This window comes from Nocardioides sp. P5_E3 (genome assembly GCF_054049275.1).
In genome coordinates this window covers 93,844-110,034 of record NZ_JBFUMR010000003.1, presented here as the reverse complement: position 1 = coordinate 110,034, position 16,191 = coordinate 93,844, and the positions used below count along the sequence as shown (strand labels likewise).

The 16,191-nt window shown below is 71.8% G+C and carries 13 protein-coding genes; 1 reads left to right on the top strand and 12 read right to left on the bottom strand.

The window, feature by feature from the left end; all coding sequences use genetic code 11:
• Positions 1 to 19 precede the first annotated feature (19 nt).
• The 11 genes from ACXJKB_RS02505 to ACXJKB_RS02455 form a co-directional block, all read right to left on the bottom strand.
• Positions 20 to 1,993 carry a TIGR03960 family B12-binding radical SAM protein gene (locus tag ACXJKB_RS02505; protein ID WP_457185093.1) on the bottom strand — a complete coding sequence of 658 codons (1,974 nt, stop codon included), beginning with the start codon at positions 1,991 to 1,993 and terminating at the stop codon, positions 20 to 22.
• Positions 1,994 to 2,091: 98 nt separating this feature from the next.
• A complete protein-coding gene (gene rodA / locus ACXJKB_RS02500; protein ID WP_457185091.1) occupies positions 2,092 to 3,291 on the bottom strand; it encodes a rod shape-determining protein RodA in 1,200 nt (399 codons plus the stop codon).
• A gap of 5 nt (positions 3,292 to 3,296) precedes the next feature.
• Positions 3,297 to 5,432, bottom strand: a complete 2,136-nt coding sequence (gene mrdA, locus ACXJKB_RS02495) for a penicillin-binding protein 2 (protein ID WP_457185089.1) — start codon at positions 5,430 to 5,432, stop codon at positions 3,297 to 3,299.
• On the bottom strand, positions 5,429 to 5,941 hold the full coding sequence (gene mreD / locus ACXJKB_RS02490; protein WP_457185087.1) for a rod shape-determining protein MreD: 513 nt from the start codon (positions 5,939 to 5,941) through the stop codon (positions 5,429 to 5,431). Before mreD ends, mrdA begins: the two co-directional genes overlap by 4 nt.
• Positions 5,938 to 6,876: a rod shape-determining protein MreC gene (gene mreC, locus ACXJKB_RS02485; protein WP_457185085.1), complete on the bottom strand. Its 939-nt coding sequence runs from the start codon at positions 6,874 to 6,876 to the stop codon at positions 5,938 to 5,940. Before mreC ends, mreD begins: the two co-directional genes overlap by 4 nt.
• Positions 6,876 to 7,904: a rod shape-determining protein gene (locus tag ACXJKB_RS02480; protein ID WP_457185083.1), complete on the bottom strand. Its 1,029-nt coding sequence runs from the start codon at positions 7,902 to 7,904 to the stop codon at positions 6,876 to 6,878. Before ACXJKB_RS02480 ends, mreC begins: the two co-directional genes overlap by 1 nt.
• 154 nt (positions 7,905 to 8,058) lie before the next feature.
• A complete protein-coding gene (ndk, locus tag ACXJKB_RS02475) occupies positions 8,059 to 8,490 on the bottom strand; it encodes a nucleoside-diphosphate kinase (RefSeq protein ID WP_457185081.1) in 432 nt (143 codons plus the stop codon).
• 183 nt (positions 8,491 to 8,673) lie between these two features.
• The gene (locus ACXJKB_RS02470; protein ID WP_457185079.1) at positions 8,674 to 9,084 is read right to left on the bottom strand and encodes a DUF4233 domain-containing protein; all 411 of its coding nucleotides are present in this window, start codon (positions 9,082 to 9,084) and stop codon (positions 8,674 to 8,676) included.
• Positions 9,081 to 10,439 carry a bifunctional tetrahydrofolate synthase/dihydrofolate synthase gene (gene folC / locus ACXJKB_RS02465; protein WP_457185077.1) on the bottom strand — a complete coding sequence of 453 codons (1,359 nt, stop codon included), beginning with the start codon at positions 10,437 to 10,439 and terminating at the stop codon, positions 9,081 to 9,083. Before folC ends, ACXJKB_RS02470 begins: the two co-directional genes overlap by 4 nt.
• 25 nt (positions 10,440 to 10,464) lie before the next feature.
• Positions 10,465 to 11,478, bottom strand: a complete 1,014-nt coding sequence (locus ACXJKB_RS02460; RefSeq protein WP_457185075.1) for a hypothetical protein — start codon at positions 11,476 to 11,478, stop codon at positions 10,465 to 10,467.
• Positions 11,479 to 11,487: 9 nt separating this feature from the next.
• Positions 11,488 to 12,417, bottom strand: coding sequence for a GNAT family N-acetyltransferase (locus tag ACXJKB_RS02455; protein ID WP_457185073.1), 930 nt, complete (start codon positions 12,415 to 12,417; stop codon positions 11,488 to 11,490).
• 77 nt (positions 12,418 to 12,494) lie between these two features.
• Between ACXJKB_RS02455 and valS the strand changes: the two genes are divergently transcribed.
• Complete coding sequence (gene valS / locus ACXJKB_RS02450; RefSeq protein WP_457185071.1) at positions 12,495 to 15,128, top strand: valine--tRNA ligase; 2,634 nt, start codon at positions 12,495 to 12,497, stop codon at positions 15,126 to 15,128.
• Positions 15,129 to 15,205: 77 nt separating this feature from the next.
• Here valS and ACXJKB_RS02445 read toward each other — a convergent pair whose 3' ends face one another.
• Positions 15,206 to 16,129: a hypothetical protein gene (locus ACXJKB_RS02445; protein ID WP_457185069.1), complete on the bottom strand. Its 924-nt coding sequence runs from the start codon at positions 16,127 to 16,129 to the stop codon at positions 15,206 to 15,208.
• Positions 16,130 to 16,191: the final 62 nt, after the last annotated feature.

The following is a 16,191-nucleotide window of genomic DNA, read 5'->3' as shown; positions in this document are numbered from 1 at the left end:
GAGCCGGATCATGCCAGTGTCAGACGACGCTGAGCGGCAACAGCCTCTGGCCTGTCGGGCCGACCTGGATCTCGGTGCCCATCTCGGGGCAGACGCCGCAGTCGTAGCACGGCGTCCAGCGGCAGTCCTCGATCTCGATGTCGGCGCCGTCGGCGGTCGCCAGGGCGTCCTCCCAGTCGCCCCAGAGCCAGTCCTTGTCGAGGCCGGAGTCGAGGTGCTCCCAGGGCAGCACCTCGTCGTAGTCGCGCTCGCGGGTGGTGTACCAGTCGACGTCGACGCCGGTGCCGGCCAGCGCCTTCTCGGCCGACGACATCCAGCGGTCGTAGGAGAAGTGCTCGCTCCAGCCGTCGAAGCGGCCGCCGTCGCGCCAGACCTCCTCGATGACCCGGCCGACGCGCCGGTCGCCGCGGGACAGCAGTCCCTCGACGATGCCGGGCTTGCCGTCGTGGTAGCGGAAGCCGATCGCGCGGGCGAACTTCTTGTCGTCGCGCACGACGTCGCGCAGCTTCTTCAGCCGGTCGTCGGTGGTCTCGTGGTCGAGCTGCGCGGCCCACTGGAACGGCGTGTGCGGCTTGGGGACGAATCCGCCGATCGACACCGTGCAGCGGATGTCGTTGCGGCCGGTGACCTCGCGGCCCTTGGCGATCACGCGCCTGGCGAGGTCGGCGACCTGCAGCACGTCGTCGTCGGTCTCGGTGGGCAGGCCGACCATGAAGTAGAGCTTCACCTGGCGCCAGCCGTGGGAGTACGCCGCCGCGACGGTGCGGATCAGGTCGTCCTCGCTGACCATCTTGTTGATGACCTTGCGCATCCGCTCCGAGCCGCCCTCCGGCGCGAAGGTGAGCCCCGAGCGGCGACCGTTGCGGGAGAACTCGTTGGCCAGGGTGATGTTGAAGGCGTCGACGCGCGTGCTGGGCAGCGACAGCGAGACGTTGGAGCCCTCGTAGCGGTCGGCCAGGCCCTTGGCGACCTCGCCGATCTCGGTGTGGTCAGCGCTCGAGAGAGACAGCAGGCCGACCTCCTCGAAGCCGGACTTGCGGATGCCGTTCTCGACCATGTCGCCGATGGTCTTGATGGACCGCTCGCGCACCGGGCGGGTGATCATCCCCGCCTGGCAGAAGCGGCAGCCGCGGGTGCAGCCGCGGAAGATCTCGACGGAGAAGCGCTCGTGCACGGTCTCGGCGAGCGGCACCAGCGGGTTGGCCGGGTAGGGCCACTGGTCGAGGTCCATCAGCGTGTGCTTGCGCACCCGGAACGGGATGCCCGGCCGGTTGGGCACGACGGCCTCGATCGAGCCGTCGGCGGCGTAGGCCACGTCGTAGAACTGGGGGACGTAGATGTTGCCGGTGACCGCGAGCCGGCGCAGCAGCTCGTCGCGGCCGCCCGGTCGACCCTCGGTCTTCCACTCGCGCACCACCTCGGAGATCGCGAGCACGACCTCCTCGCCGTCCCCGAGGACCGCGGCGTCGACGAAGTCGGCGATCGGCTCGGGGTTGAACGCCGCGTGGCCGCCGGCGATGACGACGGGGTCGTCCTCGCCGCGGTCGACCGCGTGGAGCGGGATCCCGGCCAGGTCGAGGGCGTTGAGCATGTTGGTGTAGCCGAGCTCGGTGGAGAAGCTCAGGCCGAAGAGGTCGAACGCTCCGACCGGGCGGTGGCTGTCGACGGTGAACTGCGGGATGGGGCCCTGCTCGTCACCCTCGCGCATCACCCGCTCCATGTCGGGCCACACCGAGTAGGTGCGCTCGGCGACGATCCAGTCGCGCTCGTTGAGCACCTCGTAGAGGATCTGGACGCCCTGGTTGGGCAGGCCCACCTCGTAGGCGTCGGGGTACATCAGTGCCCACCGGACCGTTGGCCCTCCGGACTCGGACGTGGTGGCGCAGTCCCAGTCCTTGACGACCGAGTTGAGCTCGCCGCCGACGTACTGGATGGGCTTCTGCACCGATGGAAGCCTCGCCTCCAGGCGCGGGAAGACCGACGCGACCGACATGACAGCAACACCTCGAACGGGGATCGGGACCAGGGAAGGGCGGGCGCCGCTTGCGCGCCGGCCCTCAAGGTTACGTCCCGGCAGGTGGTGCGGCCTACTCAGCGCCGGATAGGACCGGCCGACCTGAGGTGGATGTTCTGGAGCAGGCCGAGCGCCAGCATCCCGGCGAACAGCGAGCTGCCGCCGTAGGACACGAACGGCAGCGGCACCCCGGTGACGGGCATGATGCCGAGGCACATGCCGATGTTCTGGAAGGCCTGGAAGCCCCACCAGCAGGCGATGCCGGCGGCTGCGACACGGCCGAACAGGTCGCCGGCCTGGGCGGAGATGGCCAGGGCGCGCCAGATCAGCACGGCCACGAGGAGGATCAGCACGCCCGCCCCCACGAGGCCGAGCTCCTCGCCGGCGACGGTGAAGATGAAGTCGGTGTGCTGCTCGGGCACGAAGCCGGAGCGGGTCTGCGAGCCGTCGAAGAGGCCCTGGCCGAAGAGCCCGCCGTTGCCGACGGCGATGCGCGCCTGCTCGGTGTTGTAGCCAGCGCCCCGGGGGTCGAGCCCGGGGTTCGTGAAGGCGAGGAAGCGGTCGACCTGGTAGGGCTTGAGCACCCCCATCGACACCGCGGCGACGGCACCACCGACGGCCCCGAACGTCAGGCCCGCCAGCCACAGGCGGCCGGCACCGGCCACCGCGAGCACGCCGAAGACCGTCGCCGAGAGCACGAGCATCGTGCCGAGGTCCGGCTGCAGCAGGATGAGCGCGGCGGGCACCCCGGCGATCGCGAGCATGGCGATCACCTCGACGCTGCGGACCCCGCGGCCCCACCGCCGTTCGGTGCGCTCGGCCACGACGAGCGCCATGCCGATGACCACGGCCAGCTTCGCGAACTCCGCGGGCTGGATGGACATGCCGCCGAGCTGGATCCACGAGCGCGACCCGTTGATCGTGCTGCCGGCCACAAGGACCATGACGAGCCCGCCGACGCTGGCGACGTAGGCCAGGGGCGCGAGGATGCGCACCCACCGGTGGTCGGTGGCGAGGACGGCGACCATCAGCACCAGGCCGATGGCGACGTTGACGAGCTGCTTGCGGAGGTAGGCGTTGGGGTCGCCGCCGGTGAGGTCGGCGCGGGTCGAGGTGGCCGACCAGACGAGCAGGGTGCCGAGCGTGACGAGCGCGAGGGCGGCCAGCATCAGCAGCCAGTCGAGGCCGGGGGCGCGCAGGCTGGACGCCGTGCGCACGGGGCGTGAGGAGGGTCGCGCGGTGGACCGGGTGCTGGGCCGGTTGGACAGGACGGTCATCGCACTCACTCCCCTGCCTTGTCGGGGACGGGCGGCATGATCGACCCGTCCTCGAGGAACTGCGGCAGCTTGGCGGGCGGCACGGTGCCCGGGATCGCAGCGCGCGCCGGCCGCACGGTCTCGCCGTCGATGCCGTAGAGCGCCTCCCAGATCGCACGGATGCCCTCACCCGTGGATCCGGAGCCGGTGCCGCCCTGGCTGATCATCATCACCACGACGTAGTCCTTGGAGTAGGACGCGACCCACCCGGTCGACTGCTTGCCGTAGACCTCGGCGGAACCGGTCTTCGCGCGGATCGTGACGTCGTCGAGCGGGAAACCGACGAGCTTCCAGGCCATCGTGCCGACCCGGGAGACGTTCTGCAGGGCGCTGTCGATGTAGTCGAGGTACTTCTTCGGCACGTCGACCTTGGCGACCTTGCGCGGCGCGATGCGACGCAGCACCTTGCCCTCGGGGCTGACGATCGCCTTCGCGACGGTCGGCGCCCAGAGGGTGCCGCCGTTGCTCAGCGCGGCGTAGCCCCGGGCGAGCTGGAGCGGGGTGACGATCGTGTCGCCCTGGCCGATGGAGAAGTTCACGGCGTCGCCGGCGCGGTAGAGGTTGCCCTCGATGCAGAACTCGCGGGCGAACTTGTAGACGAAGTCGCTGGTGTCGGGGGTCTGGGGCTTGGCGCTGAGCTCGCAGTAGTAGTCCTTCTGCGACTCGTAGTAGGCCTGCTTCCAGTGGCGGTCGGCGATCCGGCCGGGCGCCTCACCGGGAAGGTCGATGCCGGTGCGGGAGCCGAAGCCGAACTCCTTGGCCTCCTCGACGAGCGGGTCCTTGGCGTCGATGTCGGCGGGGTCGCTTCCGAACCGCTGCCAGAAGTTGTAGCCGACGCGGTAGAAGAAGGTGTTGCAGGAGACCTCGAGCGCCTTGGCGAAGCCGATGTTGCCGTAGGCGCCGGACTCGTAGTTCTTGAAGACGCGGTTGCCGACCTGGAAGCCCGAGGAGCACGGCAGCGTCGTGTCCATCGAGTAGCCGTTGGTCAGGGCGCCAGCGGTCATGAACGGCTTCCACGTCGAGCCCGGGGCGAACTGGCCCTGGGTGGCGCGCGAGAGCAGCGGCGTGCCGGCCTTCTCCGAGTAGAGCCGGTTCAGCTGCTTCTCGCTGATGCCGCCGGTCCACACGTCGGGGTCGTACGTCGGCTGGCTGGCCATCGCGATCACCCGACCGGTCTTCGCGTCGAGGACGACGGCGGCGCCGGAGTCGGCGGCGTACCTGCGGCCCGTGACGGTGTCGAGCTGGGTGCGCTGGAAGGCGATCCGCTCGGCGAGCTGGCGCTCGACGACCGACTGCACCTTCGCGTCGATCGACGTGACGAGGGTGTCGCCGGGGGTGCTCTCGACGAGCGAGTCGTCGCCCAGCACCCGGCCCATCGAGTCCACCGCGACGCGGCGGTAGCCGGGCAGGCCGCGCAGCCACTCGTCGTACTGCTTCTCCACGCCGGCCCGGCCGACGACCGAGGCACCGTTGAGCGAGCGGTCGTCGCGCTCGGCGGCGAGGTCGTACTCGTCCTCGGTGACCGGGCTGAGGTAGCCCAGCACGTGGGCCAGGTTGATGCCGAAGGGCCGCGGGTAGGAGCGGACGTTCTGCTGCTCGGCGAGCACGCCGGGGTAGTCCTCGGGCTGCTCGAGCACCTGCAGGGCGACGCTCTTGGGCACGTCGGTGGCGACCGGCACGGGCTGGTAGGGCGAGCCGTTCCAGCAGACGTCACGGACGCCGCCGGCGTCGCCGCAGGTCACGAGGCGGGCCTCGACGTCCGCCGGCTTGGCGTCGACGACGACCGCGACGCGCCGGACCAGCTCGGTGCGCTGGCCCTCCTCCAGCTTGGCGAGGAGCGTGCGGTCCATCGAGATGACCCACGAAGTGCGGTTGGCCACGAGCGGGCGGCCTTGGCTGTCCACGATCAGGCCGCGCTGGGGCTGGACGACGATGTCGCGCACCGACTGGTCGGCGGCCTGCGCCTGGTAGGACTCCCCGCCGATGACCTGGAGGTAGTAGAGCCGGACGAACAGGGTCGCGAACAGCGAGAAGACAAGGGCCTGCACGACCACCAGGCGCAGACGGCTCTTGTCGCTCCTGGCGGTGCTCCCTCCCCTCACGAAGCGGCCCACTGCGGGCTGGATCGTGCGAAGAGCTTCATCAGCGGCGGGAGCACGAACGGGGTCAGCAGCACGTCCCACACGACGGCGACCAGGACGACCTCGAGGAGGCCGGAGACCGACATGTCGGGGTCCTGGAGCAGCACGCCGGTGAGGGCGAACAGCGACGTGGCCACGAACGACGCGGCCGCGACGGTGCCGACGACGGCGAGAGCGGTGGGCTTCTGGTCCTGGCGCACGCGGGCGGCGAGGAACGCCGCGATCGTCAGGGCGAGCGCCCAGCGGCCGGCGACGTGGTCGGCCGGCGGCGCGAGGTCGAGGGTGAGACCGGCGGCGAAGCCCAGCACGAGCGCGAACGGCGCCTCGACGGTCAGCGCGGCCGCGACCACGACCAGCAGGCAGAGGTTGGGCACGATGCCGTGCCAGGCGACGTGCGGGAAGAGCGTGACCTGCACGACCAGCGCGACGACGACGGCCGCGAGGGCCATCAGCAGCCGGAGCCCCTTCATCGCAGGCTCCCGTCCGCCTCGATCACGGCGCGGTCGCTGCGGRAGCCGCTCGGGACCATCACGCCGACGACGTCGAGGGCGGAGAAGTCCACGAAGGGCTTGACGACCGCACGCTGGGAGGCCTCGCGCAGCGAGCTGTAGACCTCGGTGATGGTGCCGATCGGGACGCCCGGTGCGTAGGGCCCGGTCGCGCTGCCCCACGTGACGACGGTGTCGTCGCGTGCCGGCACCGAGGCGTCGTCGACCAGGCGGAGGTCGAGCCCCGACTTCTGGTCGAGCGACCCGCTGCCGGTGACGAAGCCGATCTCCATGCTCGAGCCGACCCGGCCGCCCACGGTCGAGTCGGGGTCGATGACGAGCAGCACGGTGGCCGTGCTGCGGGTGACGCGAAGCACCCGGCCGACGAGGCCGTCGTTGTTGACCACCGTCATGTCCGGGCCGACCCCGGCCTCGGAGCCGGCGTCGATGGTGACGGTGAAGCTCTGCGACTGGCGCGAGCCCAGCGCGACCACGCGGGCCGGGACGAGGGCCGATCCCAGGTCCTCCGCGGCCGTGGTGAGTCCGTCGTACTGCTCGAGGCGGTTGCGGTCGAAGCCGGCGAGCTCCACCCGGCCCTTGAGCTCGGCGTTGCTGGCCTCGAGGTCGCGGACCTGGTCGGCGAGGTCGCCCTTGCTGCGGAACCAGGTGGGCACGGCGGTGAAGGGGCGCACGGCCGCGGCGACGCCGGCCTCGGCGGGCCCGAAGGCCTCACCGACCGCGCGCCGCGCCGGCTCGAGCGGCGAGCTGCCGCCACCGGACACGTCCAACGTGATCAGCGTGACGCTCGCCAGGACCAGCGCCACGAGCAACGAGCGCGGCGGACGGTTGCGCGACTCGAGCTTGTCGAGCCCGGTCCAGCGTCGCTCCCGGCCCTCGTGCCCCCCGAAGGCCCCCATCAGAAGCGCCTCGGGTCGGAGACGAGGACCTGCTGGAGCGCCTCGAACTCCTCCACGCACTTGCCGGCGCCGTAGGCCACCGACGACAGCGGGTCCTCCGCGAGGTGGACGGGCATGCCGGTCTCGTGCCGCAGCCGCTCGTCGAGGCCGCGCAGCATCGCGCCGCCGCCGGTGAGGACGATGCCGCGGTCCATGATGTCGCCGGCCAGCTCGGGCGGCGTCTGGTCGAGGGTGCTGCGGACGGCGTCGATGATGTTGTGCAGCGGCTCCTCGAGCGCCTGGCGCAGCTCGGAGCTGGAGACGACGACGGTGCGGGGCAGGCCGGAGACCATGTCGCGGCCGCGGATCTCGGCGTCGGGCTCGCTGGGCAGCGGGAAGGCCGAGCCGAGGGTCATCTTCATCTCCTCGGCGGTGCGCTCCCCCAGCATCAGGGAGTACTCCTTCTTCATCCACGCGATGATCGCCTGGTCGAGGTCGTCGCCCGCGGTGCGCACCGACAGGCTGGTGACGATCCCGCCGAGGCTGATGACGGCGACCTCGGTGGTGCCGCCGCCGACGTCGACGACCATGTTGCCGGTGGCCTCGTGGACCGGCAGCCCGGCGCCGATCGCGGCCGCCATCGGCTCCTCGACGATGTAGACCCGGCGCGCGCCGGCCTGGTAGCCGGCCTCCTTGACCGCGCGCTGCTCGACCGCGGTGATGCCGCTCGGGACGCAGATGACCATGCGGGGCTTGGCGAAGTAGCGCCGGCGGTGCACCTGGTGGATGAAGTAGCGCAGCATCTGCTCGGTCGCCTCGAAGTCGGCGATCACGCCGTCCTTGAGCGGCCGTATGGCGGCGATGTTGTCGGGGGTGCGGCCGATCATCCGCTTGGCCTCGTGGCCGACCGCGAGCACCTCACCGGTGGTGGTGTTCATCGCGACGACGGACGGCTCGTCGAGCACGACGCCCCGGCCGCGGACATAGACCAGCGTGTTGGCGGTGCCGAGGTCGACGGCCATGTCTCGGCCGATGAAGCTGTTTGCCATGCCGCTGCTGCCCTCGCAGATCGGGTCGTACCGGGAAGTGGAGTCAGCGAGGCTGCCGACCCACGCTCAGGTTAAGGAGCGGGACAGCGTCTTCCCGGGAGGACACGCGCGAGGCGTGTGGCCCGTGTGACTGGCGTTGCGAGCGAGCTCGCGCTCAGCGACCCAGCTCGGCGAACCAGATGCCGATCTCGCGGGCGGCCGACTCCTCGGAGTCCGAGCCGTGGACCAGGTTCTGCTGGACCGCGAGGCCCCAGTCGCGGCCGAGGTCCCCGCGGATCGTGCCGGGGGCGGCGACGGTCGGGTCGGTGGCGCCGGCGAGGGAGCGGAAGCCCTCGATGCAGCGCTGGCCCTCGATCACGACGGCGAGCACGGGGCCTGACAGCATGAACTCCACGAGCGGGCCGTAGAACGGCTTGCCCTCGTGCTCGGCGTAGTGCTCGGCGAGGATCTCGGGGGTCGCGGTGCGCAGCTCGACGGCCGCGAGCGTGTAGCCCTTGGCCTCGATCCGGCGCAGGACCTCGCCCGAGAGGCCGCGGCGCACGCCGTCGGGCTTGACGAGGACGAGGGAACGCTGGACGTCGGTCATGCGGGGCAGCCTAGCGAGCGGGCGCCCGCATCCAGCGGTCGACGCCGTCGCGAGCGACATCAGGCGGGTGTGATGGCAAGGCGGAGGGCCGAAGGCGGGCCGCCAGGCCCGTCGAGTGCTCGACAACGCAGCCAGCGTGCCCGCATGGTGGCGTGCAGCAGGCGAGAGACCGCTGGATGCGGGCTAGCCCTGCTCCGCGCGGTAGGCCGCCCAGGCGGCGGCACGCTCGCGCTCGATCTTGCGACCGAGCTGGTCCGCGGCCGTCCAGAGCGCGGCGAAGACGAGGCCGAGGCCGAACATCACGGGGACGACGAAGCCCAGAGCGATGGCGGCGACCTGCACGAGGTAGCCCGCGACGTAGGCCCACTCGGCCCGCAGCATGCCGGCCAGCAGCAGGCACACGACCGCGAGCCCGAGGCCGACGGCCACCGCGGTGCCGGCCGGGACGTCGGCGATGGTGATCATCACCGGCGTGGTCAGGCCGAGGGTGATCGCCTCGAGGCTCAGCACGGCAGCGGCCATGCCACGCCGCGGCGAGCGCTCCGTGTTGGTGGGCACCGGGCCGTCGGCCGGGCTCGGGGCCTGGTCGCTCATCGGCGGCCCTTCAGCAGGGAGCGTGCCTCGCCCACGGTGACCACCGAGCCGGTGATGAACACCGCACCGGCGCCGATCGAGACGGTGATGGCCTCTCCCGCCTCGGCCAGCGTCGCGGCCCGGTCGATCGCGTCGGCCAGGTCGGGCACGACGCTGACGCGGTCCTCGCCGAAGACCTCTGCAGCGGCGCGGCCGAGCGCGGCGGCCGACATGGAGCGCGGGGTGGAGTTCTGGGTGCACACGAGGTGCTCGAGGTACGGCTCGAAGGCGGCGAGCAGGCCTTCGTGGTCCTTGTCCTCCATCACGCCCATCACCCCGACCAGCGGGCTGAACGAGAACGAGTCCTCCAGCGCCGCCGCCGCGGCCTCGGCCCCGTGCGGGTTGTGCGCGGCGTCGAGCAGGATCGTGGGGCTGCGCCGGATGATCTCCAGACGACCGGGCGAGGTCACCTCCGCGAAAGCGGCCCGGACCAGGTCGTCGTCGAGCTCACCGCTGCCGAACGCCTCGACGGCGGCCAGCGCCACGGCGGCGTTCTGCGCCTGGTGGGCGCCGTAGAGCGGCAGGAACACGTCGTCGTAGTGCCCGCGAAGGCCCTGGAGCGAGATCACCTGGCCGCCGACGGCGGGCGTGCGGGACACGACACCGAACTCCATGCCCTCGCGGGCGATGGTGGCGCCGACCTCGGTCGCCTTCGCCAGCAGGACCGCGGCGACCTCGGGCGTCTGCTCGGCCAGCACGACGAAGGAGCCGGGCTTGATGATCCCGGCCTTCTCGGCCGCGATGGTCACGGCGTCGTCGCCGAGGTACTTGGCGTGGTCGACGGCGATCGGCAGCACCACGGCGACGTCGGCGTCGATCACGTTGGTGGCGTCCCAGCTGCCGCCCATCCCGACCTCGACCACGGCGACGTCGACCGGGGCGTCGGCGAACGCGGCGTAGGCCATCCCGACGATCGTCTCGAAGAAGCTGAGCGGGTGGTCCTGCTCGGCGTCGACGAGGTGGGTGTAGGGGGCGACGTCGTTGAAGGCGCGGACGAACGCCTCGTCGTCCAGCGGCTCGCCGTCGATGCTGATCCGCTCGCTCATCCGCTCGAGGTGCGGGGAGGTGAAGCGCCCGGTGCGCAGGTCGAGCGCGCGCAGCAGCGTCTCGATCATCCGGCTGGTGCTGGTCTTGCCGTTGGTGCCGGTGAGGTGGATCGAGCGGAAGGAGCGCTGGGGCTCGCCGAGCAGCTCGGTGAACGCCAGGATCCGGTCGAGGCTGGGCTCGAGCTTGGTCTCGGGCCAGCGGGACAGCAGGGCGTCCTCGACCTCGTCGAAGGTCTGCGCCAGGCGCGGGGCATCAGGGGCATCAGTCATGGCGCCCCGAGTCTATTGACCGGGGTCAGCAGGTGACGACCCGCCGCCACGGCTTCACGACCTCGAGCGACTCCCCTTCGACCGGTCGTGCGCGGAACTGGTCGAGCGCATCGGCCCAGCGCGGGTCGGACGTCCCGGTGACGAACATCGACGAGCCCTGGTCGGCGTAGACGAGTCCGTACTTCTTCATCGCCACGACGATCGTGCGGGCGACGCCGGTGTAGCGCCGGGCCGGGAAGGACCTCGCGAGCCGGAATCGGAGGCCGTACGCCGGCAGGTCGCGCGCCGTGTTGCCGCTCGGACCGCAGTGGCGGGCCGGCCACGTGTACGCGGAGCGGGCGGACGGGAGCGTGAAGCGCAGGGCGTGGGTGATCCGCCCGGACGCCGCCTCCTCGTAGGACAGCAGCCCGGGGAGGATCGGCAGGCCGGCGGCGTCGGCCGAGGTCCAGCCGGCGGGACGCAGCCGGTTCGAGGACAGGTCCCAGCGGGCGGCCGACGCGGCCCGCCAGGCGACGACCGCGCCCGAGGCGTCGCGCACCCGCTCGGCGGCGTACAGCTCGACGAGGTCGCAGGTGTCGCGGCGGACCGTGATCACGTGCCGGTCACCCTCGTCCGGGTCGGGGTCGCCGGCGCTGCCGCCCTCGATCGCCGCCCCGGCCGGCACGAAGACCGGACCGCGGTCGCTCTCGTCGCGGTAGTCCTCGCCGTCGGTGCCGAACTGCAGCGGCAGCAGCGGCTGGTCCTCGTCGACGACGTTGACCGGGATGCCGTAGTACGCCTCGGTGGTTCCGAGGTCGAGGTGCAGGTCGTGGCCCGCCACCTGCTTGCGGACGATCGCCGACGACGACCTCCACACCGGCCGCCGGTCGATGCGCCTGTTCCACGGGTTGTCGGCGGGGAAGAGCTCGCAGCCGCCGACGGCGTGGACGCGTGCGGAGCGGTCCGGTGCCTGCGCCGCGGGCGCCGAGCCGGCCAGCACCGGCGAGGAGGCGGTGGCGACGACCACCAGGGACAGGGTGAGGGCCAGGCTCCGCCGCATCCGCCGAGACTAGGGCGTCCCGGGGACGGTGACGAGGTGCTCGGCCATGTCGACAGTCGGCTCGTAGCCCAGCCCCGCATAGATCTTGTTGGAGGTCGGGTTCGCCCGGTCGGTGAACAGGCACATGCGGTGGCCCGCCTCGAGGCCGCGGCGCGTGAGCTCCCCGACGACGTACGACGCGATGCCACGGCCGCGGAACTCCTTGGGCGTGTAGACCGGACCGATCCGGCCGACGCCGTAGGCCGGCAGCCCGGAGCCGGTCAGGTGGGCGACCGTGCCGTCGGGGAGCTCCCACAGCCACTCGACGCCCTCGCGGATGCGCACCAGCACGCTGTCGATCGTGTTGTGCTCGCCCGACGCCGGGTCCGGCTCGCGGCCGGCCTGCTCGTCGGCCTCGGCGTGGAACGCCTCGAACCACGCGAGCACGAGCCCGGCGTCGTCCTCCGTCGCCTGCCGCAGCCGGCCCTCGGGGGCGGGCGGCACCTCGACGGACGTGGCCTCCCACAGGCGGGTCGCCTTGTCAGCGACGACCTCTCCCCCGACCAGCTCGGCCGTCGACCGGGCCAGCACGGCGGCGCCCGGGAGGGCACCGTTGGCGCCGCCCAGGACCTCCCCGCGCTCGCGGAGGGCAGCGGCGAGCGCACGTGCGGCGGGATCGGACAGCGGCATCGAGAACGACGGGTGGGGCTTGAACGGAGCGGTCCTCATCACCGCGCTCACGACCTCGCCGGACCCGTCCCGGACCACGACCCACCACCGCTCGAAGGGCGCGTCGACCTCGGCCCACGAGTCCCGGCCGTCCGCGAGCTCGCGGGCGGTCCGCTGGCTCACGCTCGCGATGACGCTGCCCAGCACGGGGTCGGCCGCCAGCAGCTCGCCGGCCGCGTCGAGGAAGGGCTGCGGGGTGTCGAAGAACTCCAGCGTGAGGTCGTCGTCCATGGCCGCACGCTAGGCCCACCGCACGCTGGGTCGATACTCGTTTTCGCAGGCCGGAGGCCCGTCAATAGACTCGGAGCATGACTGAGAACCCCAGCACCCAGGCCCCGGAGGCCGGCCCGACGACACCGAGCACCGACACGCGTGCCGTCGTCGTACCGGAGCGACCGGCCCTGGAGGGCCTGGAGGAGAAGTGGTCCCGGGCGTGGGCCGACAACGACACCTACGCCTTCGACCGCACCCAGCCGCGGGAGAACGTCTACTCCATCGACACGCCCCCGCCGACCGTCAGCGGCTCGCTGCACGTCGGCCACGTCTACTCCTACAGCCACCCCGACCTCATCGCGCGCTACCAGCGCATGCAGGGCAAGGCCGTCTTCTACCCGATCGGCTGGGACGACAACGGCCTGCCGACCGAGCGCCGCGTGCAGAACTACTTCGGCGTCCGCTGCGACCCGACCCTGCCCTACGAGGCCGACTTCACCCCGCCGGAGAAGCCGGACCCCAAGCGACAGGTCGCCATCAGCCGGCCCAACTTCATCGAGCTGTGCGAGCAGCTCGTCATCGAGGACGAGAAGGCCTTCGAGGCGCTGTGGCGCCAGCTCGGCCTGTCGGTCCAGTGGAACCCGACCTACACGACCATCGGTGACCACTCGCGCACCGTCAGCCAGCGGGCGTTCCTGCGCAACTTCGCCCGCGGCGAGGCCTACCTCTCCGAGGCGCCGACGCTGTGGGACGTCACGTTCCAGACCGCCGTCGCGCAGGCCGAGCTCGAGGCGCGCGACTACCCGGGTGCCTACCACCGCGTGGCCTTCCACAAGCCGGACGGCAGCCCGATCCACATCGAGACCACGCGTCCCGAGCTGATCCCGAGCGTGGTCGCGCTGATCGCCCACCCCGACGACGAGCGCTACCAGGACGTCTTCGGCACGACGGTCACGTCGCCGGTCTTCGGGGTCGAGATCCCGGTCGTCGCCCACCACGCCGCCGAGCCCGACAAGGGCGCCGGCATCGCGATGTGCTGCACCTTCGGTGACCTCACCGACGTGATGTGGTGGCGCGAGCTGAGCCTTCCGGTCCGCACGGTCGTCGGACGCGACGGGCGCCTGGTCCGCGAGACGCCCGAGTGGCTCGCCGCCGAGCCCGCCGCGACGGCGTACGCCGAGATGGCCGGCAAGACGACCTTCAGCGCCCGCGAGGCGATCGTCGCGATGCTCCGCGAGTCGGGTGACCTCGACGGCGAGCCCAAGGCGACCCAGCGCATGGCGAACTTCTACGAGAAGGGCGACAAGCCGCTCGAGATCGTCGCCACCCGCCAGTGGTACATCAAGAACGGCGGCAAGGACGCGGCGCTCCGCAAGGAGATGCTGGTCCGCGGCGAGGAGATCACCTGGATCCCCACCCACATGAAGCACCGCTACGACAACTGGGTCGGCGGCCTCAACGGCGACTGGCTGATCTCGCGCCAGCGGTTCTTCGGCATCCCGTTCCCGGTCTGGTACCCCCTCGACGCCGACGGCGAGCCCGACCACGACCACCCGCTGATGCCGAGCGAGGACCAGCTTCCCGTCGACCCGTCGACGCAGGCGCCCGGCGGCTACACCGAGGACCAGCGGGGCAAGCCCGGCGGCTTCGTCGGCGATCCCGACGTGATGGACACGTGGGCGACGTCCTCGCTGACCCCGCAGATCGCGGGCATGTGGGAGGTCGACGACGACCTGTTCTCCCGGGTCTTCCCCTACGACCTCGCCACCCAGGCGCACGACATCATCCGCACCTGGCTGTTCTCGCGCGTGGTCCGTGCCGACTTCGAGAACGGCGTCGTCCCGTGGTCGCACGCGATGATCTCCGGCTTCATCGTCGACCCCGACCGCAAGAAGATGTCGAAGTCCAAGGGCAACGTCGTCGTCCCGACCGACATCCTCGACAAGTACGGCGCCGACGCCGTCCGCTGGCGCGCCGCCATCGGCCGTCCCGGCATGGACTCCCCCTTCGACGAGTCGCAGATGAAGGTCGGCCGACGCCTGGCGATGAAGGTCCTCAACGCCTCGAAGTTCGTCCTCGGCAACGTCGGCGCCGTCGAGCTCAGCCCGGCCGTCGTCAGCGCCCCGGTCGACTGCGCCCTGCTGGGCCGGCTCGAGGTCGTCGTCCGCCGGGCGACCGAGGCCTTCGACGCCTACGACTACACGACCGCGCTCGAGGTCACCGAGAAGTTCTTCTGGGAGTTCTGCGACGACTACCTCGAGCTGGTCAAGGAGCGCGCGTACGACGCCGAGGGCGGCGCCGGCACCGACTCCGCGCGCGCCACCCTGGCCATCGCGCTGCACGTCCAGCTCCGGCTGCTCGCACCGTTCCTGCCCTACGCCACCGAGGAGGTCTGGTCGTGGTGGCAGGACGGCTCCATCCACCACGCCTCGTGGCCCACCGCCGCCGACCTCGGCTCGGCTGCTGCCTCGCAACCCCTGGTCCTCGACGCGGTGGCCGCTGCGCTGACCGGCATCCGCGGCGCCAAGTCGCAGGCCAAGGCGAAGATGCGCGCCCCGCTCTCCCGCGTCGAGATCACCGGCCCGGCCTCCCTGGTGGAAGCCGCCCAGCAGGCGCAGGACGACCTGCGGGCCGTCGGCACCATCGTCGGGGACCTGGACTTCGTCACCGACGAGTCCGCCACCGAGCTGCGGGTGACCGCCGCGGAGCTCGCGCCCACCGAGGACTGAGAAGAAGCCGATCCCCCTCACGCGCCGTCAGCGGTGCGTGAGGGGGATTCGTGCGTCCGGGCTAGAAACCGGGGGCGTCAGCCCTTCCCGTGGCCGTTGCCGTTGCCGTTGCCGTTGTTGCCGTTACCGGCGTTGCCGCTGTTGCCGGGGGCATCGCCCGCGTGCGTGGCGGCTTGGGCGGCCTGGGCGGCCTCCCGCTCGGCGTCCCGCTGCGCCTTCGCCGCGTCGCGCTGGGCCTTGGCAGCGTCGCGCTCGGCGTCGCGCTGGGCCTTGGCTGCGTCGCGCTCGGCCTCCTGCTGGGCCTTGGCAGCGTCGCGCTCGGCGTCGCGCTGGGCCTTGGCAGCGTCGCGCTCGGCGTCCCGCTGCGCCTTGGCAGCGTCACGCTCGGCGTCCCGCTGCGCCTTCACCGCGTCACGCTCGGCGTCCCGCTGCGCCTTCGCTGCGTCGCGCTCTGCCTTGGCTGCGTCGCGCTCGGCCTCGCGCTGGGCCTTGGCTGCCTCACGCTCGGCCTCGCGCTGGGCCTTCGCCGCGTCGCGCTCGGCGTCGCGGTCGATCGTCGTGGTGCTGCTGTCGTCCGTGGAGCTGTCGTCCGTGGAGCCGGGGTCGGTGCCCTGGTCGTCGGTGGACTGGTCGTCGGCGTCGTCGGAAGCGTCCTCGTGGCCGCTCGCGGAGTCGTCCGTGGCGGACGACCCGGAACCGCCGGAGGCCTCGGACCCCTTCGTGGCGGCCTTCTCGGCGGAGGTTGCAGCGACGACGGCGGYGAGCGGCTGGGCGCTCAGCTCGGCGGGGATCGCGGCGGAGACGGCGGCAGGGACGTCCTTCCGTGCCGGGCCGGCGGGGCGCTCGGACGGGGTGCGCTCGACCGGCGCGGAGATGGGCCGGCCGGGGTGGACGAGGTCGGTGAGCCCGAAGCCGCGGCCGACCGAGACGAACATGAGGACGGCGCACAGCACTGCCACGAGAGCGAAACCGACGAGCGGCCGCTTCTGGTCAACCCCCACGGGGTCCCCTTCCCACATGCTGACGAGACGCCAGTCTCTCCGGGTCATGACGCATGTCCAGC